This is a genomic window from Streptomyces sp. NWU339 (assembly GCF_003143855.1).
GTDB lineage: Bacteria > Actinomycetota > Actinomycetes > Streptomycetales > Streptomycetaceae > Streptomyces.
Genome location: NZ_QFRK01000021.1, coordinates 52611 through 77246 on the forward strand (window position 1 = coordinate 52611; position 24636 = coordinate 77246).

Annotated in this window: 24 protein-coding genes and 1 pseudogene; 4 read left to right on the forward strand and 21 right to left on the reverse strand. The window is 69.7% G+C overall.

Annotation, left to right across the window (positions count from 1 at the left end; translation table 11 throughout):
- Window positions 1–20 precede the first annotated feature (20 nt).
- From DIZ27_RS23645 to DIZ27_RS23695, 11 genes are all read right to left on the reverse strand, one after another.
- Window positions 21–911: a diacylglycerol kinase gene (locus tag DIZ27_RS23645; protein WP_109380459.1), complete on the reverse strand. Its 891-nt coding sequence runs from the start codon at window positions 909–911 to the stop codon at window positions 21–23.
- 31 nt (window positions 912–942) lie between these two features.
- Window positions 943–1896, reverse strand: a complete 954-nt coding sequence (gene tatC / locus DIZ27_RS23650) for a twin-arginine translocase subunit TatC (protein WP_109380460.1) — start codon at window positions 1894–1896, stop codon at window positions 943–945.
- A 48-nt stretch (window positions 1897–1944) separates the two neighbouring features.
- Window positions 1945–2238, reverse strand: coding sequence for a Sec-independent protein translocase subunit TatA (gene tatA, locus DIZ27_RS23655; RefSeq protein ID WP_109380461.1), 294 nt, complete (start codon window positions 2236–2238; stop codon window positions 1945–1947).
- A gap of 251 nt (window positions 2239–2489) precedes the next feature.
- On the reverse strand, window positions 2490–2684 hold the full coding sequence (locus DIZ27_RS23660) for a hypothetical protein (protein ID WP_109380462.1): 195 nt from the start codon (window positions 2682–2684) through the stop codon (window positions 2490–2492).
- 34 nt (window positions 2685–2718) lie between these two features.
- Window positions 2719–3012, reverse strand: a complete 294-nt coding sequence (locus DIZ27_RS23665; protein ID WP_109380463.1) for a hypothetical protein — start codon at window positions 3010–3012, stop codon at window positions 2719–2721.
- A 61-nt stretch (window positions 3013–3073) separates the two neighbouring features.
- Entirely contained in the window at window positions 3074–4069 is a 996-nt protein-coding gene (locus DIZ27_RS23670) for a YafY family protein (RefSeq protein ID WP_109380464.1), read from the reverse strand.
- Window positions 4070–4086: 17 nt separating this feature from the next.
- The gene (locus DIZ27_RS23675) at window positions 4087–5040 is read right to left on the reverse strand and encodes a YafY family protein (RefSeq protein ID WP_109380465.1); all 954 of its coding nucleotides are present in this window, start codon (window positions 5038–5040) and stop codon (window positions 4087–4089) included.
- Between the two features lie 162 nt (window positions 5041–5202).
- Window positions 5203–5574 carry an FKBP-type peptidyl-prolyl cis-trans isomerase gene (locus DIZ27_RS23680; RefSeq protein WP_109380466.1) on the reverse strand — a complete coding sequence of 124 codons (372 nt, stop codon included), beginning with the start codon at window positions 5572–5574 and terminating at the stop codon, window positions 5203–5205.
- A 60-nt stretch (window positions 5575–5634) separates the two neighbouring features.
- On the reverse strand, window positions 5635–6636 hold the full coding sequence (locus tag DIZ27_RS23685; protein WP_109380467.1) for an FKBP-type peptidyl-prolyl cis-trans isomerase: 1002 nt from the start codon (window positions 6634–6636) through the stop codon (window positions 5635–5637).
- 135 nt (window positions 6637–6771) lie between these two features.
- Window positions 6772–8133, reverse strand: a complete 1362-nt coding sequence (gene pafA / locus DIZ27_RS23690; RefSeq protein ID WP_109380468.1) for a Pup--protein ligase — start codon at window positions 8131–8133, stop codon at window positions 6772–6774.
- A 9-nt stretch (window positions 8134–8142) separates the two neighbouring features.
- Window positions 8143–9402 (reverse strand): MFS transporter, encoded by a 1260-nt coding sequence (locus tag DIZ27_RS23695; RefSeq protein WP_109380469.1) that lies wholly within the window; start codon window positions 9400–9402, stop codon window positions 8143–8145.
- 140 nt (window positions 9403–9542) lie between these two features.
- Between DIZ27_RS23695 and DIZ27_RS23700 the strand changes: the two genes are divergently transcribed.
- Window positions 9543–10559 carry a LacI family DNA-binding transcriptional regulator gene (locus DIZ27_RS23700; RefSeq protein ID WP_109380470.1) on the forward strand — a complete coding sequence of 339 codons (1017 nt, stop codon included), beginning with the start codon at window positions 9543–9545 and terminating at the stop codon, window positions 10557–10559.
- A 65-nt stretch (window positions 10560–10624) separates the two neighbouring features.
- Here the strand turns inward: DIZ27_RS23700 and prcA are convergent, their stop codons facing one another.
- The 6 genes and pseudogenes from prcA to arc form a co-directional block, all read right to left on the reverse strand.
- A complete protein-coding gene (gene prcA / locus DIZ27_RS23705) occupies window positions 10625–11392 on the reverse strand; it encodes a proteasome subunit alpha (RefSeq protein WP_109380471.1) in 768 nt (255 codons plus the stop codon).
- A 64-nt stretch (window positions 11393–11456) separates the two neighbouring features.
- Entirely contained in the window at window positions 11457–12302 is an 846-nt protein-coding gene (gene prcB / locus DIZ27_RS23710; protein ID WP_109380472.1) for a proteasome subunit beta, read from the reverse strand.
- Window positions 12254–12445: pseudogene (locus DIZ27_RS23715) on the reverse strand (endonuclease domain-containing protein); the annotation flags it as partial. The pseudogene DIZ27_RS23715 and the gene prcB, both read right to left, overlap by 49 nt.
- Before the next feature lie 123 nt (window positions 12446–12568).
- Window positions 12569–12787 carry a ubiquitin-like protein Pup gene (locus DIZ27_RS23720; protein ID WP_109380473.1) on the reverse strand — a complete coding sequence of 73 codons (219 nt, stop codon included), beginning with the start codon at window positions 12785–12787 and terminating at the stop codon, window positions 12569–12571.
- Between the two features lie 188 nt (window positions 12788–12975).
- Complete coding sequence (gene dop / locus DIZ27_RS23725; protein ID WP_375231999.1) at window positions 12976–14487, reverse strand: depupylase/deamidase Dop; 1512 nt, start codon at window positions 14485–14487, stop codon at window positions 12976–12978.
- Window positions 14488–14721: 234 nt separating this feature from the next.
- Complete coding sequence (gene arc / locus DIZ27_RS23730; protein WP_109380475.1) at window positions 14722–16488, reverse strand: proteasome ATPase; 1767 nt, start codon at window positions 16486–16488, stop codon at window positions 14722–14724.
- A 245-nt stretch (window positions 16489–16733) separates the two neighbouring features.
- Between arc and DIZ27_RS23740 the strand changes: the two genes are divergently transcribed.
- Window positions 16734–17039 (forward strand): ferredoxin, encoded by a 306-nt coding sequence (locus tag DIZ27_RS23740; RefSeq protein ID WP_109380477.1) that lies wholly within the window; start codon window positions 16734–16736, stop codon window positions 17037–17039.
- Window positions 17040–17109: 70 nt separating this feature from the next.
- Here the strand turns inward: DIZ27_RS23740 and DIZ27_RS23745 are convergent, their stop codons facing one another.
- From DIZ27_RS23745 to DIZ27_RS23755, 3 genes are all read right to left on the reverse strand, one after another.
- Entirely contained in the window at window positions 17110–17697 is a 588-nt protein-coding gene (locus DIZ27_RS23745; RefSeq protein WP_109380478.1) for a hypothetical protein, read from the reverse strand.
- Window positions 17698–17913: 216 nt separating this feature from the next.
- Window positions 17914–18816, reverse strand: coding sequence for a tRNA (adenine-N1)-methyltransferase (locus DIZ27_RS23750; protein WP_109380479.1), 903 nt, complete (start codon window positions 18814–18816; stop codon window positions 17914–17916).
- Window positions 18817–18873: 57 nt separating this feature from the next.
- Window positions 18874–20580: a site-2 protease family protein gene (locus tag DIZ27_RS23755; RefSeq protein ID WP_109380480.1), complete on the reverse strand. Its 1707-nt coding sequence runs from the start codon at window positions 20578–20580 to the stop codon at window positions 18874–18876.
- A 274-nt stretch (window positions 20581–20854) separates the two neighbouring features.
- Between DIZ27_RS23755 and DIZ27_RS23760 the strand changes: the two genes are divergently transcribed.
- Together DIZ27_RS23760 and DIZ27_RS23765 are read left to right on the forward strand one after the other, a co-directional pair.
- Window positions 20855–21832, forward strand: coding sequence for a RecB family exonuclease (locus DIZ27_RS23760; protein ID WP_109380481.1), 978 nt, complete (start codon window positions 20855–20857; stop codon window positions 21830–21832).
- 14 nt (window positions 21833–21846) lie between these two features.
- The gene (locus tag DIZ27_RS23765; protein WP_109380482.1) at window positions 21847–22518 is read left to right on the forward strand and encodes a response regulator transcription factor; all 672 of its coding nucleotides are present in this window, start codon (window positions 21847–21849) and stop codon (window positions 22516–22518) included.
- 101 nt (window positions 22519–22619) lie between these two features.
- Here the strand turns inward: DIZ27_RS23765 and DIZ27_RS23770 are convergent, their stop codons facing one another.
- Complete coding sequence (locus tag DIZ27_RS23770; protein WP_109380483.1) at window positions 22620–24224, reverse strand: ABC transporter substrate-binding protein; 1605 nt, start codon at window positions 24222–24224, stop codon at window positions 22620–22622.
- Window positions 24225–24636: the final 412 nt, after the last annotated feature.

Here is a 24636-nt window from a genome sequence, read left to right on the forward strand (position 1 = left end):
GGGCCCGCGGTACGCCCAGCTCAGGGGCCCACGACCCGTACCGCGCCACGGACACAGCGCGCGGTCAGCGGCAGCGGCCCGACCGGCTCGCCGTCCGCGTATCCGGTGACCTCCTCGGCCGCCAGCTCCACCCGCGACGCCCGGAACACGCTGACCTCGGGAAGGTGGACGTGGGTGCCCCGGTACACCGTCGGGAACACCCGCAGCAGCCTGGCCCGGCCGCAGTCACCGACCACGGTGACGTCGAACAGCCCGTCCGTGAGGTCGGCGCCGGGGCAGATCCGCATGCCGCCGCCGTACGACGCCCCGTTGCCGACGGCGACCAGCGTCGCCTCGATCTCGCGGACCTCGCCGTCGTCGAGGGTGATCCGGTACGGGATCGGGCGCAGCGCCGCGAGCTCGGCGACGACGGCGAGGTCGTACTTGAAGCGCCCCGCCGGCAGCCGCATCCGGTTGCCGCGGTCGTTGACCCGGGAGTCGAACCCGGAGGCGAGGACGGCGCCGAACCAGCGGTCGCCGACCCGTCCCAGGTCGATGTCGCGCACCCGTCCGCACTTGAGGGCGTCGGCGATCATCCGGCCCGCGGCGGCCGGTTCCCGCAGGGGCATGCCCAGCGAGCGGGCGAAGTCGTTGCCGGTGCCGACGGCGATCAGGCCGAGCGGGGTGCCGGTCCCGACGACGGCCTGCAGGGCCAGGTTCACCATGCCGTCCCCGCCGACGGCGATCAGGGCGCCGGTGCCCTCCTCGACGGCGCCCCGAGCGCGGGCGAGCGCGTCCGCCGCGTCCTCGCCGAGAACGGTCCGCACGGAGAAACCGGCCGCACGCAACGCGGAAGCGGCCGGTCGCGCCGCACGGGCGCCCCGGCCGCGACCCGCGGTGGGGTTGACGAAGAGGGTGATCTCGCTGGTCACGGAAGTGACCTTACGAGCTTCGACCCGGTCCTCAGGTCACGTCGTCATAACCGTTGACCCGGTCCGTTCCCCCCTGCTCGGGCAGGGCGCGCCGGGCCGAGACGGGTTCGACCTCGCCGATGTCCTCGGGGGTGAGGTCCAGCTCGGAGGCCTCGTCGTCGGCGGGGCCCATCGCCTCCAGGCGGCGCCTGCGGCGGTCGTTGAACAGGGAGACGCCGACGGCACCGAAGTACAGGATCCAGATCGGCGCGGCGAGCATGATCATGGTCAGCGGGTCCGTACTGGGGGTGGCGAGGGCCGCGAACAACGTGATGCCCATGATCATGCCGCGCCACCAGCCGAGCATGCGCTTGCCGGTCAGCACCCCGCTGAAGTTGAGCATGACCAGCAGCAGCGGCAGCTCGAAGGAGAGGCCGAAGACGACCACCATGCGCGTGACGAGGTCGAGCAGGTCGTCGAGCGGCAGCAGGTTGTCGACGCCGAACGGCGTGAACTCGATGAGCACCTTCGCCGTGGTCGGCAGCACCCGGTAGGCGAAGTAGGCACCGCCCAGGAAGAGCGGGAAGCCCGTGGCGACGAACCCGTAGGCGTACTTCTTCTCGTGCTTGTGCAGTCCGGGGGCGACGAAGGACCACAACTGGTACAGCCAGACCGGCGAGGCCAGTACGACACCGGCCGTCAGGGAGACCTTCAGCGCCAGCGTGAACGGCGTGAGCAGGCCGTTGATCGTGATCATCGCGCACGGCTGCTCCTTGGCCTGCGTCGAGCGGGCCAGTTCCTCGAAGGACTGGCCGCATCCGACCGACTTGAGCACCGGTTCGGTGAAGAAGTTGATGATGTCGTAGTAGAAGAAGGCCGCGCCGATCGTCACCAGGACGATGCCCAGCAGCGCCTTCGCGAGCCGGTTGCGGAGTTCACGAAGATGCTCCGCGAGGGGCATCCGTCCCTCGGGATCCCTCTCCTGCTTGCGGGCAGACTTGAGCAACCCACGTTCCCATCTCGTGCGGCGGGCCGGAGATCGTCCGGCCCTGCGTCAGCGCTTGGTCGTGTCCGTCGGCTCCGTGACGGGACGGGAGCTGGTCACGTCACCGGGGGCGGCCTGGATGGTGCGCTGCGCCGAGGACTCGTCGCCGGGGGCGGGCGGGTCGGCGGGGGCGGAGGACTTGTCCCCCTTGTCCTCCTTCATGGCCTTCGCCTCGCTCTTGAGGATGCGGGCGGACTTGCCGAGGGACCGCGCCATGTCCGGAAGCTTCTTCGCACCGAACAGCAGGATGACGACGACGAGGATGAGAATGATCTCGGGGGTGCCGATCTTGCCACCGAACATAAGTGTTTACCTTCTCACCGAGGCTGCTGGGGGGTGGGTGCTGTTGTGCCCGACCGTACGACCGTTCAGACACGCGTCCGACGATCGCGTTGCCAGCGATCGTAACGCTCAGGGGTGAACGTGAGGCTATCCCCGTGCGTACTCCCGTCCGCGGTCCGGGCCTCGTTCTCCGGGCCGCGGTCAGCCAGCGTACCCGCCCGCGTCGGCAGGGTGACAGGGCGAAGCGGCCAGGAGGGCGGTCCGGGCACCGGTCAGAGGGCCTCCGCGGAACGGGCCGCGCCGGTCGCCGCCCGCTCCAGGTCCTCCGCGGCCCGGCTGATGCGCCGCGCCGATTCACCGACCTGTCTGCCGAGCCGCTCCGCCTCGACGAAGACCCGTACGGCGAACACCCCGAGCACCACAAGACCCAGGAACCCCACAGCAACCGCGAACATCGGCCAGAACATGGGGTCGAGCCTAGACCGTCCCGCCACGGAGGTCCTACGCGGTGGAGTGCAGCCGCAGGGTGCTGACCCCGCCGCCGGTGAGCAGTTCGACGACCCGCTCCCCGGCCGGCTTGCGGACCGCGGTCTCGCACGCCGGGCAGGTGAACGAGTAGAAGGTGGTCCGTCTGCTGGCGCCTATGACCAGACGCAGCGCGCTCGCGGCGAGCTCGAAACGCCCCCTGCAGTCCGGGCAGCCCGCCCGGAACACGACCGGCGCCACGCTTCTCATCCCGGAGAACGCGGACGCCACCGTCATGCCCCGAACACCAGAGGTCGCCGACTCGCTCACAGTCCTCGCTCCTGCCTGTCGTCCTGCCCGCCCCGGACCACGCGTACGGCGCGCGGTCCGCTCATCCGGCCGCCTCGGCCCCGTCGTACGCCGCCAGCGCCTCGCGGGCCGCCCGCCGGGCACTCTCGGCGAGATCGTGCGGCGCGACGATCCGGCCGTCCCGCCCGAGCCGCAGCGCCAGCCGTCTCAGCGACGCCGGGTCGGGCGTCCGCAAGGTGATACGCAGCCCGCCGTCGGCCAGCTCATCCGCGCTGTCGTGCGGGTAGTACTCGGCGACCCAGCGCCCGCCCGGCCCCACCTCGACCACGACCTCCGGGTCCTCCGCGGCCGGCTGCACCAGCCCCTCCGACAGGTCCCGCAGTTCGACCTCGGGCGGCGCGGACGGTTCGTCGAGGATGCGGATCTCGGCGACCCGGTCGAGCCGGAACGTGCGCCGTGCCTCGGAGCGACGGCACCAGGCCTCGACATAGGTGTGCCCGACGCTGACCAGGCGAATGGGATCGATCTCACGCTCGGTGAGCTCGTCGCGCGCGGGCGAGTAGTAGCGGATCCAGAGCCTGCGGCGCTCGGCGATGGCCCGGTCGACGTCCGCGAACACGCCGCCTTCGGACTCGAAGGTCACCGACAGCCGGGAACTGGCGCCCGCCGCCTCACCGGCCGCCGCCTCCACCTTGGCGGTGGCCCGCAGCAGCGCCTGCCGGTCGCTCTCCCGCAGACCGGGCAGCGTGGCCACGGCCCGCGCGGCGACCAGCAGGGCGGTGGCCTCGTCGGCGGCGAGCCGCAGCGGCTCCGCGGCCTCCGCCCCGAGCGCGGCCGGGTTGTGCCACCAGATGCGCTCCCCGTCGGTGTCGATGTCCAGCAGATCGCCGCCGCGGAAACTGGTGCCGCACATGGGCAGCACGTCGAGGTCCGAGACCAGCTCGTCCTCGGTGATGCCGAAGGCGCGCGCCACGTCCTCGATCCGGGCGCCGGGGCGCTCCCGCAGGTAGGTCACCAGGGAGAGCATCCGCCGGGTCTGGTCGATGGCGTTGACTGGCCTGACCGGTTTGCCTGCCACGTTCTTGTCCGTCCCCCTCAGCCCTTGGCGACGGCGCGCAGCCGGTCCACCACGTCGGCCCGCAGCTCGGCGGGTTCCAGGACCACCACGTCCGCTCCGAACTCCACCAGCCAGGCGTCCAGGCCGTGCCCGTACGGAATCTCCAACTCTTCCCAGCCGTCACCGAGTTCCCGCACCGCGGTGGCTTTCGCCCGAAGGGGGTACCCCGCGTCGGAGCGCAGCCGGATGCGCGCGGAGCGGTCGGCGCTCTCCCCCGCCCAGCTCGCCACCGTCTCGCGGACGGTGACGACGTCCGGCACCGGGGTGGTGTAACGAGTGCCGCGGGAGCGCACCTTGCCGGTGATCCGGGACAACCGGAACACCCGCTCGGCGCCTCGGTCGCGGTCCCAGCCCGCCAGATACCAGTGGCCCCGCCAGCATTCCAGCGCCCATGGCTCGACATGGCGGGATTCGGGTTGCACGGCGTTGGCCTTGCGGTAGTCGAAGACGACCGGCCGACGGTCGCGGCAGGCCAGCATCAGCGGTTCGAAGGCGGCCTCGTGCACGGGGATGCGCGGCTCGAGCGCGCCGTGCGCCCCGTAGGGGTCGACGTCCTCGGGCAGCCCCGCCGCCCGCAGCTTCTGCAGGGCACCGCTGGCCGCGCCGGCCAGCCTGGCCTGCTGCCACACCTTGGCCGCCAGCCCCAGGGCGGCGGCCTCCTCCGCGTCGAGGGTGATGGGCGGCAGGCGGTTGCTGTCCCGCCGGGCCAGATAGCCGACCTCGCCGTCGAGGTTCTCGACGGTCTCGATGACGAGCCCGAGTTCGCGCAGATCGTCCTTGTCGCGCTCGAACATCCGGTTGAAGGCGTCGTCGGAGGCCGCCTCGAGGTAGGCCTCGACGGACTCGCGCAGCTCACGCTTGCTCAGTGGCCGCCGCGTCCCCAGCAGACACAGCGCCAGGTTCATCAGCCGCTCGGCCTTGGCAATGGCCATCGACGCCCTTCGCCTCCCTATGGTGCTCAGTCCGATGACCGTACCGCCCCGTGGTGGCGCGGCAAAAGCCGAGGGCCCATGCCCGGGCAGGCATGGACCCCAGATGATCGACTCCGGTCGCAACCCGACCCGCCGGTGATCAGGCCGCGATCGAACGGGCGATCACACGCCGAGCAGGTCGACCACGAAGATCAGTGTCTCGCCGGGCTTGATCGCCGGAGTCGGGCTCTGGTTGCCGTAGGCGAGGTGGGCGGGAATGGTCAGCTGGCGACGGCCGCCGACCTTCATGCCCTGCACGCCCTGGTCCCAGCCCTGGATGACCCGGCCGCCGCCCAGCGGGAAGCGGAACGGAGTGCCACGGTTCCAGCTGGCGTCGAACTCCTCACCCGTGCTGAAGGCGACACCGACGTAGTGGACGGTGACGGTCTGACCCGCCTGCGCCACCTCCCCGTCGCCCTCCCAGATGTCCTTGATCTCGAGCTCCGCCGGGGGCTCGCCGCCCGGGAAGTCGATCTCGGGCTTGTCGATGCTCACGTCTAACGCTCCTGCTTGTCTGCGGAAAGGCGAACACACACAGTCTTACATCACGCGCGGTCACAACTTCGCGAGGATGTCGACCGAGAAGACCAGTGTGGAGTCCTTCTTGATGTCACTGCCCTGCGGCGGGTTGTCGCCGTAACCCAGCTCCGGCGGAATGACGATGAGGACCCGGCTGCCCACCTTCTTCCCGGTGAGTCCCTGCGCCCAGCCCTTGACGACCTGCTGCAACGAGAACGAGGTCAGCTGCTTCCGGGAGTACGTCGAGTCGAACTCCTTGCCGCCGTCCCACAACACGCCCTTGTACTGCACGAGCACACTGTCCTCGGCACCGACCTCCGGGCCGTCGCCCTCCAGCACGTAGCTCGACACGAGCTTCTTCGGGGCGGCCGCGTCGGGCACCTTGATGTCAGGGGCCTCGCCGTCGGTGTTGGTGCCCACCTTGGGCAGACCGATGTCGTCCTGGGCGACCTCGGTGCCCTTGGCAGAGCTCTTGGCGTTGAACGCGTCCTGCACGTCCACCACGAACACCAGCGTGTCGGTGCCCTTGATGCCCGCCTGCTCATTGCCCTGCATGCCGTATCCCCAGGTGGGCGGGATCGCCATCTCGACCCGGCTGCCGGTCTTCCGGCCGATCAGCGCGTACCGCCAGCCGTCGATGACGCTGCCCTGGGCCAGCTGGATCGCCAGCGGGCTCTTGCGGTCGTAGGAGTTGTCGAACACCTTCGCGGTGCTCCACACCTGGCCCAGGTAGTGGGCCACCACGAAGTCGTTCTCCGCGATGGTCCTGCCGCCGCCCGCGATGACCGTCTTCACCGCGAGGTCCTTGGACGGCTCACCGCTGCCCTTCTCGACCGTGGGTTTCTCGCCGAACTTCACGCCCTCGGTGATCGCCGGCAGCGGACCGTCGACGATCTTCGGCGACGGCGCGGCCGAGGCCTCCGGAGCCGACGGCGAGGCGCTCTCGCTGGCCTTGCTCGAATCGGACCCACCGTCGCCGCACGCGGCGAGAGTGGCCAGTCCGGCGGGTACGGCAATGAGGAGTGAGCGTCGGCGCACGGTGGGGGCCTCGTAATCGTCGATCCTGTGGGTAGCGTCCGTGCAACTCTACGGCGTGAGAAGGGCGCCGCACTGAGTAACGTGCGGCGCCCGTGTGACGTTCCGCGGTTCGTGGGATCCGCGGAACCCCATGTCTCACATTCCGGCGATCAGCTTCTCCACCCGCTCGTCCACCGACCGGAACGGGTCCTTGCACAACACCGTCCGCTGTGCCTGGTCGTTGAGCTTGAGATGGACCCAGTCGACGGTGAAGTCCCGCCGCTGCTCCTGCGCCCGGCGGATGAAGTCACCGCGCAACCGCGCCCGGGTGGTCTGCGGCGGAACGGATTTGCCCTCGAAGATCTTCAGATCGTCGCAGATCCGGGCGGCCTGCCCCTTCTTCTCCAGCAGGTAGTAGAGACCGCGACGGCGGTGGATGTCGTGGTAGGCGAGGTCTATCTGCGCGACCCGCGGATGCGACATGGTCATGTTGTGCTTGGCCCGGTACCGCTCGAGGAGCTTGTACTTCATGACCCAGTCGATCTCGGTGTCGATGCGGTCGAGGTCCTCGGCCTCGATCGCGTCCAGCGTACGGCCCCACAGTTCGAGCACCCGCTCGACGGTGCCGGTGCGGATACCACGACGCTCGCAGAAGTCCAGCGCCTTCTCGTAGTACTCGCGCTGCACCTCCAGCGCGGAGGCCTCACGGCCGCTCGCCAGGCGGACCTTGCGGCGGCCGGTGATGTCATGGCTCACCTCGCGGATCGCCCGGATCGGGTTCTCCAGGGTGAGGTCACGCATCACCGTGCCCGCCTCGATCATGCGCAGCACCAGATCGGTGGCACCGACCTTCAGCAGCATGGTCGTCTCGGACATGTTCGAGTCGCCCACGATGACGTGCAGTCGACGATAGCGCTCGGCGTCCGCGTGCGGTTCGTCGCGCGTGTTGATGATCGGCCGGGAACGGGTCGTCGCCGAGGAGACGCCCTCCCAGATGTGCTCCGCCCGCTGACTGACGCAGTAGACGGCACCACGCGGCGTCTGCAGCACCTTCCCGGCACCGCACAGCAGCTGGCGGGTCACCAGGAACGGGATGAGGATGTCCGCGAGTCGCGAGAACTCCCCGTGCCGTGCCACCAGATAGTTCTCGTGGCACCCGTACGAGTTGCCCGCCGAGTCGGTGTTGTTCTTGAACAGGTAGACGTCGCCTGCGATTCCCTCCTCGTGCAGGCGTCGTTCGGCGTCCACCAGGAGCCCTTCGAGAATGCGCTCCCCGGCCTTGTCGTGCGTGACCAGCTCGGTCACGTTGTCACATTCGGGCGTGGCGTATTCCGGATGCGACCCCACGTCGAGATAGAGACGGGCGCCGTTGCGCAGGAAAACATTGCTGCTTCGGCCCCATGACACAACACGGCGGAAGAGGTACCGCGCCACCTCGTCAGGAGACAGGCGCCGCTGTCCCCTGAACGTGCACGTGACGCCGTACTCGTTCTCCAGCCCGAAAATGCGGCGGTCCATGACTGAACATTACGCCCGATCCCCTGAACCCAAACGAGGTTCGAGGGCACGGTTCGGATCATTTTCCGAACCGACCGCAACGACCGCCCCGTGAGCGGCAACCGCCAATACCCTTCCGGTGGAAATCAAAACCAGCAAAGCCACAGCGCCCGCGGCGGCCGGAACCGCGAACCCCCACTGCGCGCCGCCCGCCTCGACCACCGGGCCCGCCAGGCCCGTTCCCACCGAGGCGCCCACCGTGAACATCGTCACCAGCCACGAGAACGCCTCCGTGACCGTGCCGGCCGGCGCGTGCCGGTCCACCAGCACGAAGGCACAGGCGATCACCGGGGCCAGGAACACACCCGCGAGCACCGTGAGGAAGGTCATCGCCACCGCGCCCGGCATCAGCGTCAGCGGCAGGTAACACACCGCCAGAAACGCGACCAGCACCTGAAGTCGCCGCGCCGGCTCCCCCGCCCACTGCCGCGCCCCGTACGCCATACCGCCGATGAGCGCACCGAAACCGAGACCCGCCATCAGCCAGCCGTACACATGGTCGCCCCCGTGTCCGTCCGCGTACGGCACCGACGCCACCGTGATGGACCCCATCGCGACACCGACGAACAGGAAGGCCCCCAGCAGCGCCAGCAGCCCCGGTGAGCGCAGCGCGCCCAGCCAGTGCGCCTCACGCGGCGCCGACCGCCACGCACGCGAGGGCGCCGACACCACCACGGACAGGGCGCCCAGCACCCCCAGCACGTTCAGCACCAGCAGCGCGGCCTGGGGCGACCACAGCGACGCGCACACCGTCACCAGCAGCGGACCGACGGTGAACATGACCTCCTGCGCCACCGCGTCCATCGCGTACGCCCGGTGGACCTGCTCCTCCCGGTGCAGCACCGAGGACCACAGGGCCCGCAGACCGCCCTCCAACGGCGGTGTGAACAGCCCCGCGGCGGCCACCGACGCGTAGGCCGCGGCCCGCGGCTCGATCCCCACGAAGGCGAAGACCGCCATCGCCAGCGCCGACAGCACCGCGGCCGGCAACTGCACCCGCGGCTGCCCCCGCAGATCCACCAGGCGCCCCAGCACCGGCTGGCCGACCGCGTTGGCGACGCCGTACACCGCCGCCAGGGCACCGGCCAGACTGTACGAACCGCCCTGCGCACGAACGAACAACACGATCGCGATGGCCGCGGTCGCGTTGGGCAGCCGCCCGACCAACGTGCCCACCAGCAGCCGAGTGGCGTGCCGCGCCCGGAGGATCTCCAGGTACCCCGTGGCCATGCCGCGCCTCCACTCACTACCGGCGTCCACCGGAATCATCGACGTTGTACGTATAACGAGCGTCCCCATACGTACCATGTCGGCTGTTCACCAGTCCATACGCAGTCCATACACAGTCCAGTCGAAGGAGCGGCCCCACGGTGGCCCGAGCCCAGATCCGCCCCACGAGCAGGGACGTCGCCCAAGCCGCCGGCGTCTCCCAGGCCGCCGTGTCCCTCGTCATGGGCGACAAATGGCGCGGCCGTGTCTCGGAGGCCACCGCGCAACGCGTACGCGATGCCGCGCACCGCCTCGGCTACCGCCCCAACCTCGCCGCCCGCAATCTGCGCCTCGGACACACCCGCACCGTCCTCCTCGTCGTCCCCGCCCTCACCACCGAGTTCTTCGCCGGCGTCTACACCGGAGCCGCCCGCATCGCCGCCCAGCACGGCTTCGGCCTGGTCCTCTACCCCTCCCCCGAGGGCATCGGCCCCGCCCGCAACCCCTTCGCCTCGGCGCAGGCCGCGCTCGACGGCGTCATCGCCTCCTCCATGGCCGCCGACGCCCTGACCGACATCCGCGGCGACCAGCTCCCCCTGGTCATGCTCGACAGCGACCCCGAGAGCGACCCGGGCGCCGCCACGGTCAACCTCGACATCGCCGACGGCATCCGCCAGATCACCCGCCACCTCGTGGCCCTGGGCCACCGCAGCTTCCTGCACCTGGCGGCCGACGTCCCCTCCTGGACCTTCGAGGTACGCGCCCGCGAACTGACCACCCGACTGGCCGCGGCCCCCGGCACCACGCTCCGCACGGCCCGCTCGCCCATCTCCATCCGGGGCGCCGTCACCGCCGCCCAGGCCGCCCTCGCCGGACCCGAGCGCCCCACCGCCGTCATCTGCGACGACGACCAGCTCGCGGCCGGCACCTACAAGGCGGCCCGGCGTCTCGGCCTGCGCATCCCCGACGACCTCTCCGTCACCGGCTTCGACGACCTGGCCCTGGCCACGGCCCTCGACCCGGAACTCACCACGGTCCGCCTCGACGCGGAGCTCTTCGGCGAACGCGGCATGCAGGCCCTCCTCGCGGTCCTGGACCACCGCGCCCCCGAAGCCGGGGACATCCCCGTCCACCTCGTGCCCCGAGGCTCGACCGGCCCGGCCACCGCACACCCCTGAGGCGGAAAGGTGACGGGGCGGGGATGGCCCCCGCCCCGTCACCGACAGGCCCGCTCCGGACGTGCCTACTCCTCGCTCCCGGCCCCGGTCTCCGTGTCCGCCTCGGCCTCCGCCTCGGACACCGTCTCCGCGCCGCCGGCCTCCAGCAGCCGCGCCAGCTGCCGCCCCGTGATCCGCCGGAACTTCCGCTGCTGCGGCCGCGTGCGGTCCAGCACCGCCACCTCCAGCCGCTCCGCGGGAATCTCCCGCTCACCGCCGTTGGTGTCCCGCGACAACGACTGCACCGCCAGCTCCAGCGCCTGGGCCAGCGTCATCCCGTCCCGGTGGCGCTGATCCAGGTACCCGCTGATCTGCTCCGCGTTGCCCCCCACCGCGACCGAGCCGTGCTCGTCCACGATGGAGCCGTCGTGCGGCAACCGGTAGATCTGGTCGCCCTCCGGGGTCTCCCCGACCTCGGCCACCACCAGCTCCACCTCGTACGGCTTCTCCGCCGCACTCGAGAAGATCGTCCCCAGCGTCTGCGCATACACGTTCGCCAGGCCCCGGGCGGTCACGTCGTCACGGTCATAGGTGTAACCCCGCAGATCGGCGTAGCGCACACCGCCGATCCGCAGGTTCTCGTACTCGTTGTACTTACCGGCGGCGGCGAAGCCGATCCGGTCGTAGATCTCGCTGAACTTGTGCAGCGCACGGGACGGGTTCTCACCGACGAACACGATGCCGTCGGCGTACTGCAGCACGACCAGGCTGCGGCCACGGGCGATCCCCTTGCGGGCGTACTCCGCCCGGTCGGCCATCGCCTGCTGGGGTGAGACATAGAACGGCGTCGACACGGTTCAACCGTCCCTTTCTGTCGAAGTCACTGGATGGAGGTCCCTCGGCATCGAACCGCCCGCCCTACAGCAGCGAGGCCCGAGGGCCGTCCGGCTGCTCCAGCCGCCGCTCCAGCACGGACCGGGCAATCCCGGACGCCTCGTCCTCGGAGAGCCTGCGGTAGCCGTCCTCGGTGATCACCGTGACAATCGGGTAGATCCGCCGGGCGACATCGGGACCGCCGGTCGCCGAGTCGTCGTCCGCCGCGTCGTACAGGGCCTGCACGACCAGTGTGGTCGCCTCGGCCTCGCTCAGGTCGTCCCGGAAGAGCTTCTTCATGGCGCTGCGCGCGAAGACGGACCCGGAACCGGTGGCGGCGTACCCCTGCTCCTCCGAGCGTCCGCCCGTGACGTCGTAGGAGAAGATCCGCCCCTTCTCCCGGTCCATGTCGTACCCCGCGAACAGCGGGACCACGGCCAGGCCCTGCATCGCCATCGCGAGGTTGGACCGGATCATGGTCGACAGCCGGTTCGCCTTGCCCTCCAGGGACAGCTGCGTCCCCTCGACCTTCTCGAAGTGCTCCAGCTCCAGCTGGAACAGCTTCACCATCTCCACGGCGAGCCCCGCCGTACCGGCGATGCCCACCGCCGAGTACTCGTCCGCCGGGAACACCTTCTCGATGTCCCGCTGAGCGATGACGTTGCCCATGGTGGCCCGGCGGTCACCGGCGAGCACGACACCACCGGGAAAGCTCGCGGCCACGATCGTCGTGCCGTGCGGCGCCTCGACCGCTCCCTGGAGCGGCGGCAGCTTCCGCCGGCCCGGCAGCATCTCGGGCTGGTGATCGGAGAGGAAGTCCATGAAGGAGGAAGACCCTGGCGTCAGGAAAGCGGCCGGCAGCCGCCCGGTGCTAGGAGTGTTGGCTTCCACGAGGTTCCCTCCAGATAGGCGGCAGCCCGACGGATGGCGTCGGGATCGTCTCCCAACTTGCCGATGGCCGAATTGCAGTTGATGCACGGTACGCCACGGACCCTACCCGTCTTGCGGCAGTGATCCACATGTATGGCCGGGGCATTCCGCCACCGGCGAAGGCTGCCCGCGGTGCGGACCGACCGCACCGCGGGCAGCTCTTCACCAGCTACTCCCCCGTACCCACGACCCTGACCCGCGACCTTCGACTCGAAGGCCGCTCCGGCCTACTGGCCGCCCTTCTGCACGAAGGACCGCACGAAGTCCTCGGCATTCTCCTCGAGCACATCGTCGATCTCGTCGAGTACGGAGTCCACGTCATCGTTCAGTTTTTCCTGGCGCTCCTTGAGGTCCTCGGAGGCCTGCGCGTCCTGCGTCTGCTCCTCGACCTCCTCCGTGGAGCGTGTGGCCTTCTGCTGCCCGCCGCCGGTGTCCTTCGTTGCCATAACCCTCACCCCGCTCAGCTCGCCCGACATGGTCGGCATTGCGCCGATCAGTGTTGATCAGACCCTACAAGCCTGGCCCGACCGTGCCCCCGTACTTGCTCCAACGTACGGGGACCGTCTCGATGATTCCCGGCTCCGGGGTCTTCCACCCTGCCCGGCCGGCCCCTCCCGGGTTCCCAGATCGTGGTTCAGTTCCCGGACAACACCCTGACCAGGTCTTCTGCCGTGCGGCAGCGGTCCAGGAGCTCCTTGACGTGATTACGCGTTCCGCGAAGCGGTTCCAGGGTTGGGACGCGCTGGAGCGAGTCCCGGCCCGGCAGATCGAAGATCACCGAGTCCCAGGAAGCCGCCGCCACATCGTCCGCGTACTGCTCCAGGCAGCGTCCGCGGAAGTAGGCGCGGGTGTCCTCCGGCGGCTTCGTGCGGGCCCGCTCGATGTCCCTCTCGTCCAGCAGCCGCTTCATGCGGCCGCGGGCGGCCAGGCGGTTGTAGAGCCCCTTGTCGGGGCGTACGTCGGCGTACTGGAGGTCGACGAGGTGCAGTCGGGCGGCGTCCCAGTCCAGGTCGTCCCTGCGCCGGTAGCCCTCCATGAGTTCCCGCTTGGCGACCCAGTCCAGCTCGCCGGCCAGGCTCATGGGGTCGTTCTCCAGACGGTTGAGGGTGTCCTCCCAGCGGGCCAGGACGTCCTTGGTCTGGTCGTCGGCGTCGGCCCCGTACCGTTCTTCGACGTATTTGCGGGAGAGCTCGTAGTACTCCATCTGGAGCTGGACGGCGGTGAGTGTGCGACCGCTGCGGAGGGTGACGAGCCGTTTCAGGCTCGGGTCGTGCGAGACCTGGTGCAGCGTCCGTACGGGCTGGTCGACCGCGAGGTCCACGGCGACGAAGCCGTCCTCGATCATCGACAGGACGAGCGCGGTCGTGCCGAGCTTCAGGTAGGTGGAGATCTCGGACAGGTTCGCGTCGCCGATGATCACGTGGAGCCGGCGGTGTTTCTCGGCGTCGGCGTGCGGTTCGTCGCGGGTGTTGATGATGGGGCGCTTCAGCGTGGTCTCGAGGCCGACCTCGACCTCGAAGTAGTCCGCGCGCTGGCTGAGCTGGAAGCCGTGCTCGTGACCGTCCTGGCCGATGCCGACGCGGCCCGCGCCGGCGAAGACCTGGCGGGAGACGAAGAACGGGGTGAGGTGGCGGACGATGTCCGAGAACGGGGTCTCCCGCCTCATCAGGTAGTTCTCGTGGGTGCCGTAGGAGGCGCCCTTGTTGTCGGTGTTGTTCTTGTACAGGTGGATGGGCTGGGCGCCGGGAAGCGCCGCCGCCCGCTCCGCGGCCTCGGCCATGATGCGTTCGCCGGCCTTGTCCCAGAGGACGGCGTCACGGGGGTTGGTGACCTCCGGGGCGCTGTATTCGGGGTGCGCGTGGTCGACGTAGAGTCGCGCGCCGTTGGTGAGAATGACATTGGCGAGGCCGATGTCCTCGTCGGTGAGCTGGCTGGCGTCGGCGGCCTCTCGTGCGAGGTCGAAGCCTCGCGCGTCGCGCAGCGGGTTCTCCTCCTCGAAGTCCCAGCGGGCCCGGCGGGCCCGGTGCATCGCCGCCGCGTAGGCGTTCACGATCTGGGACGAGGTGAGCATGGCATTGGCGTTGGGGTGGCCGGGGACGGAGATCCCGTACTCCGTCTCGATGCCCATTACTCGCCGTACAGTCATGCGGCCCTCCTTGCCCGGCGGCGTCCCCGGTCGGGGGCGCTGCTCAAGTACCGCTGGCGCTCCGTGCGTGTGCGGTGCCCGTCCCCGCACTGCGCGACTCGGCGGTACCGAAGAGCCTAGAACGCCTTTGCGCTGGTGGGGAGATCATTTGCGTCTTTGCCGTGTTCCCGGTCGTGTGCCGAAAAGCAGTCGGCTGCGGGTACCCGTCGAGGGCACCCGCAGCCGCCCTGCTTTTTACAGGTATTGACCGGTGTTTGCCACCGTGTCGATGGAGCGTCCCGTGTCCGCGCCCTGCTTTCCGGTGATGAGGGTGCGGATGTAAACAATCCGCTCACCCTTCTTACCGGAGATTCGGGCCCAGTCGTCCGGGTTGGTGGTGTTGGGCAGGTCCTCGTTCTCCTTGAACTCGTCCACACACGCCTGGAGCAGGTGGGAGACGCGGAGACCCTTCTGGCTCTTCTCGAGGAAGTCCTTGATCGCCATCTTCTTGGCGCGGCCGACGATGTTCTCGATCATGGCGCCGGAGTTGAAGTCCTTGAAGTAGAGGACTTCCTTGTCTCCGTTGGCGTACGTGACTTCCAGGAAGCGGTTTTCCTCGCTTTCGGCGTACATCTGTTCCACGGCGGTCTGGATCATGCTCTGGACCGTCATGCCCCTGTCGCCGCCGTGCTCGGCGATGTCCTCGCCGTGCAGCGGGAGGCGCTGGGTGAGGTACTTGCCGAAGATGTCCTTGGCCGCCTCGGCGTCCGGACGTTCGATCTTGATCTTCACATCGAGCCGGCCGGGCCGCAGGATGGCGGGGTCGATCATGTCCTCACGGTTGGAGGCACCGATCACGACCACGTTCTGCAGGCCCTCCACGCCGTCGATCTCGGCGAGGAGCTGCGGGACGATGGTGTTCTCCACGTCGGAGCTGACGCCGGAGCCGCGGGTGCGGAAGAGGGATTCCATCTCGTCGAAGAAGACGATGACGGGAGTGCCCTCGCTGGCCTTCTCGCGGGCCCGCTGGAAGACCAGGCGGATCTGCCGCTCGGTCTCGCCGACGTACTTGTTCAGCAGCTCGGGGCCCTTGATGTTGAGGAAGAAGCTCTTGCCCGCGGCCTGGCCGGTGACCTCGGCGACCTTCTTGGCCAGCGAGTTGGCGACGGCCTTGGCGATGAGCGTCTTGCCGCATCCGGGAGGCCCGTAGAGCAGTACGCCCTTGGGCGGGCGCAGTTCGTGCTCCCTGAACAGGTCCGGATAGAGGTAGGGCAGCTCGACGGCGTCGCGGATGGCTTCGATCTGGTTGCCGAGGCCACCGATCTGCTCGTAGCCGATGTCGGGGACTTCTTCGAGGACGAGCTCCTCGACCTCGCTCTTCGGGACGATCTCGTAGACGTACCCGGAGCGGGGTTCGAGCAGGAGGGCGTCACCGGGGCGGATGGTGATGCCCAGCAGGGGTTCGGCGAGCCGGACCACCCGCTCCTCGTCGGTGTGCCCGAGGACGAGGGCTCGTTCCCCGTCCTCGAGGATCTCCTTGAGGGTGACGATGTCACCGACGCGCTCGAACTCCATGGCCTCGACCACGTTGAGCGCTTCGTTGAGCATCACTTCCTGGCCGCGCCGGAGCTCGTCGAGGTCGACGCTCGGGCTGACGTTCACCCGGAGCTTTCTGCCGCCGGTGAAGATGTCGGCGGTGCCGTCCTCGTTCGCCAGGAGGAAAACTCCGAAGCCGGCCGGTGGCTGGGCCAGCCGGTCCACTTCCTCCTTGAGGGCCACGATCTGGTCGCGGGCCTCGCGGAGCGTGCCCGCGAGTCGTTCGTTCTGGGCGGACACGCCGGCCAGGTTGGTCTGCAGCTCGACGATCCGCTCTTCGAGAATCCTCGTGTGTCGCGGAGAGTCGGCGAGCTTGCGGCGCAGGACGGCGATCTCCTGCTCAAGGTAGGCGATCTGCCCGGCCGGGTCGTCGGACCCGCGTCCCGGGCGGATGCCGCGGTTCATGTCGTCGTCGTGGGCTGCCACGGTCCTCACCTCCTCCAAGGGGAGCTGGACGCTTCCAGACCCTACCTGGGCGGGTGTCGATTGAAACCCCTAGATCACAAAGACTGTCGAGGTGTGTCCGATCTTCACCCTTGCGCTCTCCCTCACGCCAGGGGAATACCCATCGAGGGTGACGGGAACCCCGGCGGAGGTAGGGTCGATGTGTTCAACACCCGTCGGAGCTGGCCGGATTCCCGTTCGGCCCGACGCGGGAGACGGCAGGGGAGATGAGCGTGCAGCAGGAGGCCGGAGTCGACGCCGAGGCCCTGGAGGTCTGGATCGACCAGGACCTGTGTACCGGTGACGGCATCTGCGCGCAGTACGCGCCCGAGGTGTTCGAGCTGGACATCGACGGTCTGGCTTATGTGAAGGGCCCGGACGACGAGTTGTTGCAGGCCGAGGGGGCGACGGCGCGGGTGCCGCTGCCGGTCCTCACGGATGTGGTCGATTCGGCGAAGGAGTGTCCGGGCGAGTGCATTCACGTGCGGCGCGTGGCCGACGGCGTGGAGGTGTACGGCCCGGACGCCGGGTGACCGGTTTGACGCCTTCCGTCACCACTGTCCGACTTCTCGCATGTTCGCTCTCGGCTCACGCGCGCGTGGTTCACATGCTCCGGGCGTCGGAGGGCGTGGAGCGGACGAACGCGCCGTTGTCCCAGTGCCACTTCAGGCTCTCGCGCACGTCGGGGCAGCAACTGGGTATGTCGGAGGACGAGTAGCCGAGGAGTGCCGCGGTGATCTCGCCGTCGCGCACGGCGAAGTCGTCGACGTTGGTGCGGTCCTTGGGGTCGACGAGGGTGGCCACCACGCGTGGTGTGCCGGCTCCGGCGGTCCCGGTCAGGACGTACATGCCGTCGGGCGGGGTGCCCATGGGTGCGTCGCAGTGGACGACCGCCACGGTCTCGGGCCGTCCGTCGCCGTCGAGGTCGCCGACCGCCTCCTTCTTGACCACGGCCTGCACCGGACCGCACTCGATCGGGAACTCGACGTCCGCGGGGTCCGGCGGGGCCACGTGCGCCGGGGCACTCCTGGTCTGCGGGGTCCGCGGGTCGGGTGTCTGGGCCGCGGTCGCGGCTGGGGACTGCAGCAGGCCGGAGAGCGCCACGACTCCGGCGACGGCCGTGGCGGTGGCGACCCAGTGGATCGGGCGGGTGTGCGTGTGGGCGAGTTCCGGGACGGCGGATGACTGCACGAGGAGTGTCTCCTGTGAGGGCTGTGCCGGTGGGGGTGGCCAGCATCGTGCCACACGTCACAGTGCGGGGGAACGCCGGGGTGTGCGGTTCCGGTGCGGGGCCCGGGAGGACGCCGGCCGCCGTCGCGTCAACATGAGGGCGCCGTGGCGCAGTTCCCGGTGCGGTCCGGGAACTGCGCCACGGCGCCGGTGCGTTGGTGTGGTGGCTGGGACGGGTCAGCGGGCGGTGCCCGCGTCGGCGTTGGGTCCCGAGTAGTCCTCGCCGTAGGCGCCCTTGGCGGGGCGGCGTCGGCGCATGGGGGGCTCGACCCCGTCGGCGAGGCGGCGGGCGGTGAGCAGGAAGCCGGTGTGGCCGATCATCCGGTGGTCCGGGCGGACGGCCAGTCCTTCGATGTGCCAGTTGCGGATCATGGATTCCCAGGCGGTCGGCTCGTTGAAGGAGCCGATCTCGCGGATGGACTCGACGGTCCGGGCGAGCTGGGTGGTGGTCGCGACGTAGCAGCAGAGGATGCCGCCGGGGACGAGCGCCTTGGAGACGGCCTCCAGGCACTCCCAGGGGGCGAGCATGTCGAGGACGACGCGGTCGACGTCGGTGTCGGACAGATTGTCCTGGAGGTCGCCGACGGTGAGCTGCCAGGCTGGGTGCGGGCCGCCGAAGTAGCGCTCCACGTTGGCCTGGGCGATCTCGGCGAAATCCTCGCGACGTTCGTAGCTGTGCAGCATGCCCTGGTCGCCGATGGCGCGCAGCAGGAAGCTGCTGAGCGAGCCGGAGCCCACGCCTGCCTCCACGACGCGGGCGCCGGGGAAGATGTCGGCGAAGGCGAGGATCTGCCCCGCGTCCTTGGGGTAGACGACGGCTGCCCCGCGGGGCATGGACAGGACGTAGTCGGGGAGCAGGGGGCGCAGCGCGAGGTAGGCGACGTTCCCGGTGGTGCGGACAACGCTGCCCTCGGGTGCGCCGATCAGTTCGTCGTGGGGGAAGGAACCCTTGTGGGTGTGGAAGTTCTTCCCGGCCTCGAGCGTGAACGTGTAGTGGCGGCCCTTGGGGTCGGTCAGCTGTACCTGGTCCCCGACCTTGAAGGGCCCACGGCGGCGGGCGGCACCGGTCGGTTCGGACATGTGACCAGCCTACCGGTCCCGACGTGGGCCACTGACCACTCGAGGGCGGGGCGGATGTCAGGCGGGGCGGGCCATGGCCTTGACGAAGGCCCGCTCGACGTCTGCCGCGGACAGGACGCCGTAGATCTCGCCGGTGGCCTCGACGACCAGGTACTCGGTGGCGGGGGCGGCGCGCAGGGCATCGAGGAGGTCCTCTCCCGCGAGCTCGGCGGAGACGCGCATGCCGTCGGTGAGGTCCTGGGCGAGTCCGCTGACCGGGACCCAGGGGCGGCGGTGTTCGGGTACGCCGACGATGGCGGCCTCGCGCACCAGGGAGAGCGGGGTGCCGTCGGGGTCGACGACGACGAGGGCCCGGGCTCCGGCGGCGTTGGCGCGTCGCAGGGCCTCGGAGAGCGGGGTGTCCGTCTCGACGGGCACCGCGCGGCGGGTGAGGGCGCGGGCACGCAGTTCGGGAAGGTGTTCGCGCAGGCGGGCCATGCGCAGGCTGTTGCCGGCGCCGGTCCAGATGATCGCGGCGAGGATGGCGGCGAGCAGCGCGTCGAGGACGGTGTCCATGCCGACGCTGTCCTCGGCGGCGGAGCCGAGGGCTCCGGACTGGGTGAGCAGGGGAAGGCCGATCAGGACGGAGACGGCGAGGGCACGGCCCACCCAGGCGGCGGCGATGGTGCCGCTCATCGGCTTGCCGGTGAGTTTCCAGACGACCGCGCGGAGCATGCGTCCGCCGTCGAGGGGGAGGCCGGGCAGGAGGTTGAAGGCGGCCACGATGAGGTTGGAGATCATCAGGCCGGCCAGCAGGACGCCGGGGACGGAGCTGGGTTCGACGGCGAGCAGGGCGACGTAGAACAGGCCGGACAGGGCGAGGGAGAGCAGGGGGCCGACGAAGGCGAGCACGAACTCCCGCCCGGGTGTCTCCGCCTCCTTCTCGATCTCGGAGACGCCGCCGAAGAACTGGAGCTGGATGCGGCGCACCGGCAGCTTGAAGCGGAGGGCGGCAAGGGTGTGGGCGAGTTCGTGGACGAGTACGGAGGCGTAGAAGGCGACGGCGAAGAACAGCGAGACCAGATAGCTGGCGGCGCCGAGTTCGGGCAGCACGCGGTCGATCTGGCCGCCGAAGACCCAGGTGATCAGGATGGCGACGAGGAACCAGCTGGGGGCGACGTAGACGGGCACGCCGAAGGGGCGTCCCATCAGCAGTCCGCCGCGCTGCTGCTCCGGGGGGCGCGGTGCGGGCCCCTTGCCGGGTCCGGAGTGGGCGGGGGTGCGGTCGGCGCTGTGGGACTCGGAGGGCGCGGACCGGTGGCCGTCCTGCGGAACGCCCTCGGGCGGAACGCCCGTGGGAGCGGGAGGCTCGGACCGGCCGTCGTCCGAGGTCCGCGGGCCATGGTGCTCGGCGGGCCGACTCGGTTCGTCCGGCTCCCCCGGCAGGTCCGGGCCGGCTGGACCTGCCGGGTTCTGCGGGTGGGCGTCGGTGTCCGGGGCGGGAGGTTGCGCGGGCTCCCCGTTCCGGGGCGTGGCCCCGGTGTCCGCCGGAGCCGGGGTGTCCTCGGTCTCCGCCGGGGTACCGCCGGTCCGCCGTGACGGAGCGTCGCCGGGGGCTGACGGGTCACGGTCGGCGGTGTGGCCGCCGGGGGTGCTCGGGGTGGTTTCGGGCGGGTCGAAGCGGCCCCCGTCCGTGGGGGGTGCGCTTGCCGGGGCCCCAGCGTGGCGCTCGGCCGGCTCGTCGTTGCCGGAACGCGGCTGCCCGCGTCCGCCGCTTGCGTCCACCGGTGTCCCCTCGTCGCTGCGTTTCCCGTGCCTGCCGGACGGGAGGGTCTGGTACCGATGGTATGCGGCCGTCGCCACACGTCTCGCCTCGGCACCCCTGTCTCTCGCCGTCCGGCACCGTGCCCGCTCGCCCTCTCCTCTTCTTCCCTCTTTCCCTCTTTCCCTCTTTTCCCTCTTTTCCCTCCTTTTCCTCCTTTCCCTCTTTTCCCTTCTCTCCCTGTGGTCGCCCTTGGCATGCGGGTCCTGTCAGTACCGGGCCGTAAGGTCTGTGGGCATGGAGACGAGCACCGAGGGCACTGGACGGCCCTCCAGCATGCCGGTCGTGGCGGCGGATCCGCCGGTGGTGGCCGGGGCCCCGCCCGGGGCAACCGCCGCGTCGCCCGCCTCGTTGTCCCCGTCGCGTGCCAGTGACTTCATGCGGTGTCCGCTGCTGTACCGGTTCCGGGTCATCGACCGCCTGCCGGAAAAGCCGAGCGAGGCGGCGACCCGGGGCACGCTGGTGCATGCCGTGCTGGAGCGCCTCTTCGACGCCCCGGCCGCCGAGCGCACGGCGCCGCGGGCGAAGGAGCTGGTCCCGGGCCAGTGGGACCGGCTGCGGGAGTCGAGGCCGGAGGTCGTGGAGCTGTTCGCCGACGACCCGGAGGGTGAGCGGCTGGCGCGCTGGCTGGCGGAGGCGGAGCTGCTGGTCGAGCGCTGGTTCGCCCTGGAGGATCCGAGTCGGCTGGAGCCCGCCGAGCGGGAGCTGTTCGTCGAGGCCGAGCTGGATTCCGGGCTGAGGCTGCGCGGCATCATCGACCGGGTGGATGTGGCGCCCACCGGCGAGGTGCGGCTCGTCGACTACAAGACGGGCAAGGCGCCCCGGCCGGAGTACGCGGAGGACGCGCTGTTCCAGATGAAGTTCTACGCCCTGGTGGTGTGGCGGCTGAAGCAGGTGATCCCGCGCCGGCTGCAGCTCGTGTACCTGGGCAGCGGTGATGTGCTGACGTACGACCCGGTCCGCGCCGATCTGGAGCGTGTGGAGCGCAAGCTGCTGGCCCTGTGGGAGGCGATCCGGCTGGCCACCGAGACGGGTGACTGGCGGCCACGTCCCACCAAGCTGTGCGGCTGGTGCGACCACCAGGCGCACTGCCCGGAGTTCGGCGGCACTCCCCCGCCGTATCCGCTGCCGGTGCGGGCGTCCGGGGCGGCGCCGGCCGATGTGCCCCGGAGGCAAGGGGGGCAGGGCGCGCAGGGCACAATGGGGGCGGACTAGCGAAGGAGAGTCACGTGGCCATCCGCGTCCTACTGGTTGACGACCAGCCGCTGCTGCGTACGGGCTTCCGGATGATCCTGGAGGCCGAGCAGGACATCGCGGTCGTCGGTGAGGCCGGAGACGGCCTCCAGGCCCAGGAGCAGGTGCGGGCGCTGCAGCCCGATGTGGTGCTGATGGACATCCGCATGCCGCGGATGGACGGGGTGGAGGCCACCCGGCAGATCACCGGCCCGGAGCGGGACGGCCCGGCGAAGGTGCTGGTGCTCACGACGTTCGACCTCGACGAGTACGTGGTGGAGGCGCTGCGGGCGGGTGCCAGCGGCTTCCTGCTGAAGGACGCCCCGGCCGATGAACTGGTGCAGGCGATCCGGGTGGTGGCCGCCGGTGAGGCGATGCTGGCCCCTAGCATCACGCGCCGGCTGCTGGACAAGTACGCCACGCATCTGCCGTCCGGTGACGAGCCGGTGCCGGACACACTGCACACCCTGACCGACCGTGAGGTCGAGGTGCTGAAGCTGGTGGCGCGGGGGCTGTCCAACGCGGAGATCGCCGCGGACCTGTTCGTCAGTGAGACGACCGTGAAGACGCACGTCGGTCATGTCCTGACGAAACTGGGGCTGCGTGACCGGGTGCAGGCCGCGGTGTACGCGTACGAGAGCGGTCTGGTGCGCCCGGGGGCGCAGTAGCTCCCGCTCCGGTCCACACACCGAGGGCGCCTCCGACTTCCCGTCCTATGGAAGTCGGAGGCGCCCTCGGTGTGTGCGCGCCCGCTCGGGGCTCCGCGGCGTCAGCCGCTCACGCCTCGTCCCAGCTCCCACAGCTGGAGCGTGGAGGAGGAGTTGAGCATGTAGGCGGTGCCGGTGATGTCGTCACGTGCGGCGCTGTACTGCTTGCCCTGCCACAGGGGCAGCACGGGCACGTCCTCCGCGACGATGTCCTGGATGTCGTTCAGGCTGCCGGCCGCGGAGAGCCGGTCGGCCTGGCGGCGGGACTCCGGGATGAGCTCCTTGCGGATCTCGCTGTTGGCGTACGGCGAGTTGAGGAAGTTGTCCTCGTCCAGGAACGGGGCGAGGAAGTTGTCGGCATCCGGGTAGTCGGGGAACCAACCCATGCCGTAGACGTCGAACTTGCCCTTCTGTCCGTCCGGCCGGAAGGTCTCCCAGGCCGCTCCCTTGATGTCGGTGTCGAACAGGCCGCTGTCATTGAGCTGCTTGCTGAGCTGCTCGAACTCCGCCTTGGTGGCGGGACCGTAGTGGTCGGTCGTGTAGTGCAGCGTCATCTTCACCGGGGTGGTGACACCGGCCTTCTCCAGCAGCTGGCGGGCCTTGGAGACGTCGGGGTCGCCGTACCTGTTGAAGAACGCGTTGGAGTGACCGGTGACGGTCGCGGGGACCAGTGAGTACAGCGGCTCGGCCTGGGAGCCGTAGACCTTGGCGACCAGTTCGCTGCGGTTGATGATCTGGGCCATGGCCTGGCGGACGGCCTTGGTCTCCACGCTGGGGGCCTCGGTGTTGAAGACCAGGTAGCGGATCTCCAGACCCGGCGACTCGACGAGGTCGATGGCGTCCTCGTTGTCGTTGCCGAGTTCCCGGATCTGCTCCGGCGACATGCTGCGGGACATGACGTCGATGTCATCGTCCTCGAGCGCCTGGCCCATGGCCTCGGCGCTCTCGAAGCTGCGCATCTCGACCTTGTCGTTGCCCACTTCCAGGGTCCCCTTGTAGGAGGGGTTCTTGACGTAGGTGGCGCGGACCAGTTCACCGTCCTCGACCTCGGTCTCGAGGGTGTACGGACCGGAGCCGTCGACGTCGAACCCTTCGCGCAGCTTGCCCTTGTCGTACTTCTTCTCGCTGATGATGCCCGCGACCGGGGTCGACAGCTTGTAGGGGAAGGTGGCGTCGGCCGACTTGAGGTGGAAGATCACCTCGCGGTCGCCCTTGGTCTCGATGGTGTCGATCGTGGACAGCAGTGCGAACACACCGCTGTCGGACTGGATCGAGAGGGCGCGCTCGATGGAGAACTTCACATCGGCGGCGGTGACGGGCGAGCCGTCCGAGAACTTCAGGCCTTCGCGCAGGGTGCAGCTGTACCGCTCGTTGCCGGAGTCGGTGAAGCCGCAGCTCTCCGCGGCCTCGGGCACCGGCTCACCGTCGCCACGCGGCTGGATCAGCAGGGTCTGCACCGTCTGGCGCAGGATGTTCCAGGTGCCGACGTCGTAGGCGTACGCCGGGTCGACCGGAGCGGGCTCCTCCTTCGAGACGGTGAACCGGTCCGTGGTGCCCACGACGATCGCGTCGCCGCCGCCGCTCCCACCACCGGTGTCGCCACAGCCGGCGAGTACCGGCGCGAGCAGGCCGATCGCGGCCGCCAGCACCAAAGTCTTGCGGTTCATGCTCGAGTTTCTCCAGAGCTGTCGACTCCGTGTATGCGGCATACGGGGTTGTTACTGCCGGCCACGGGGATGGGGGCGATGTTCTCGCGATGAGATTAGTCCGCACCCGCAGGGAGGGTCGCAGCGACCGGAGTTGAGCTTCCATCACGCAGTGGAGCCGGGTGTGAACGCACCGGCGAACGTGGACGGAGCAGGATTGGGGCAGCGTTCCACCAATCGGGACACAAGGGAACGCGAACGACCTCAAAAACGGCGCGGACACCACGCGCCGCCCCCCCTGTCGACCCCTTCAGAGGTGGTGAACATCACAGGAGAACCGGGCCGGGCAGTACCGGAATTCACCAGCCGGTAGCGCTCCGAATTCCTTCGGACACACAACCCGCCGGCCGGAACGCGGGCCTTGGGAAATTCC

Coding starts and splice junctions, on each gene's coding strand:
- tatA (WP_109380461.1), bottom strand. CDS start 2,238: ATGTTCGGTGGCAAGATCGGCACCCCCGAGATCATTCTCATCCTCGTC.
- DIZ27_RS23660 (WP_109380462.1), bottom strand. CDS start 2,684: ATGTTCTGGCCGATGTTCGCGGTTGCTGTGGGGTTCCTGGGTCTTGTG.
- DIZ27_RS23675 (WP_109380465.1), bottom strand. CDS start 5,040: ATGGCCATTGCCAAGGCCGAGCGGCTGATGAACCTGGCGCTGTGTCTG.
- pafA (WP_109380468.1), bottom strand. CDS start 8,133: ATGGACCGCCGCATTTTCGGGCTGGAGAACGAGTACGGCGTCACGTGC.
- DIZ27_RS23695 (WP_109380469.1), bottom strand. CDS start 9,402: ATGGCCACGGGGTACCTGGAGATCCTCCGGGCGCGGCACGCCACTCGG.
- DIZ27_RS23720 (WP_109380473.1), bottom strand. CDS start 12,787: ATGGCAACGAAGGACACCGGCGGCGGGCAGCAGAAGGCCACACGCTCC.
- dop (WP_375231999.1), bottom strand. CDS start 14,487: ATGACTGTACGGCGAGTAATGGGCATCGAGACGGAGTACGGGATCTCC.
- DIZ27_RS23740 (WP_109380477.1), top strand. CDS start 16,734: ATGAGCGTGCAGCAGGAGGCCGGAGTCGACGCCGAGGCCCTGGAGGTC.
- DIZ27_RS23750 (WP_109380479.1), bottom strand. CDS start 18,816: ATGTCCGAACCGACCGGTGCCGCCCGCCGCCGTGGGCCCTTCAAGGTC.
- DIZ27_RS23760 (WP_109380481.1), top strand. CDS start 20,855: ATGGAGACGAGCACCGAGGGCACTGGACGGCCCTCCAGCATGCCGGTC.
- DIZ27_RS23770 (WP_109380483.1), bottom strand. CDS start 24,224: ATGAACCGCAAGACTTTGGTGCTGGCGGCCGCGATCGGCCTGCTCGCG.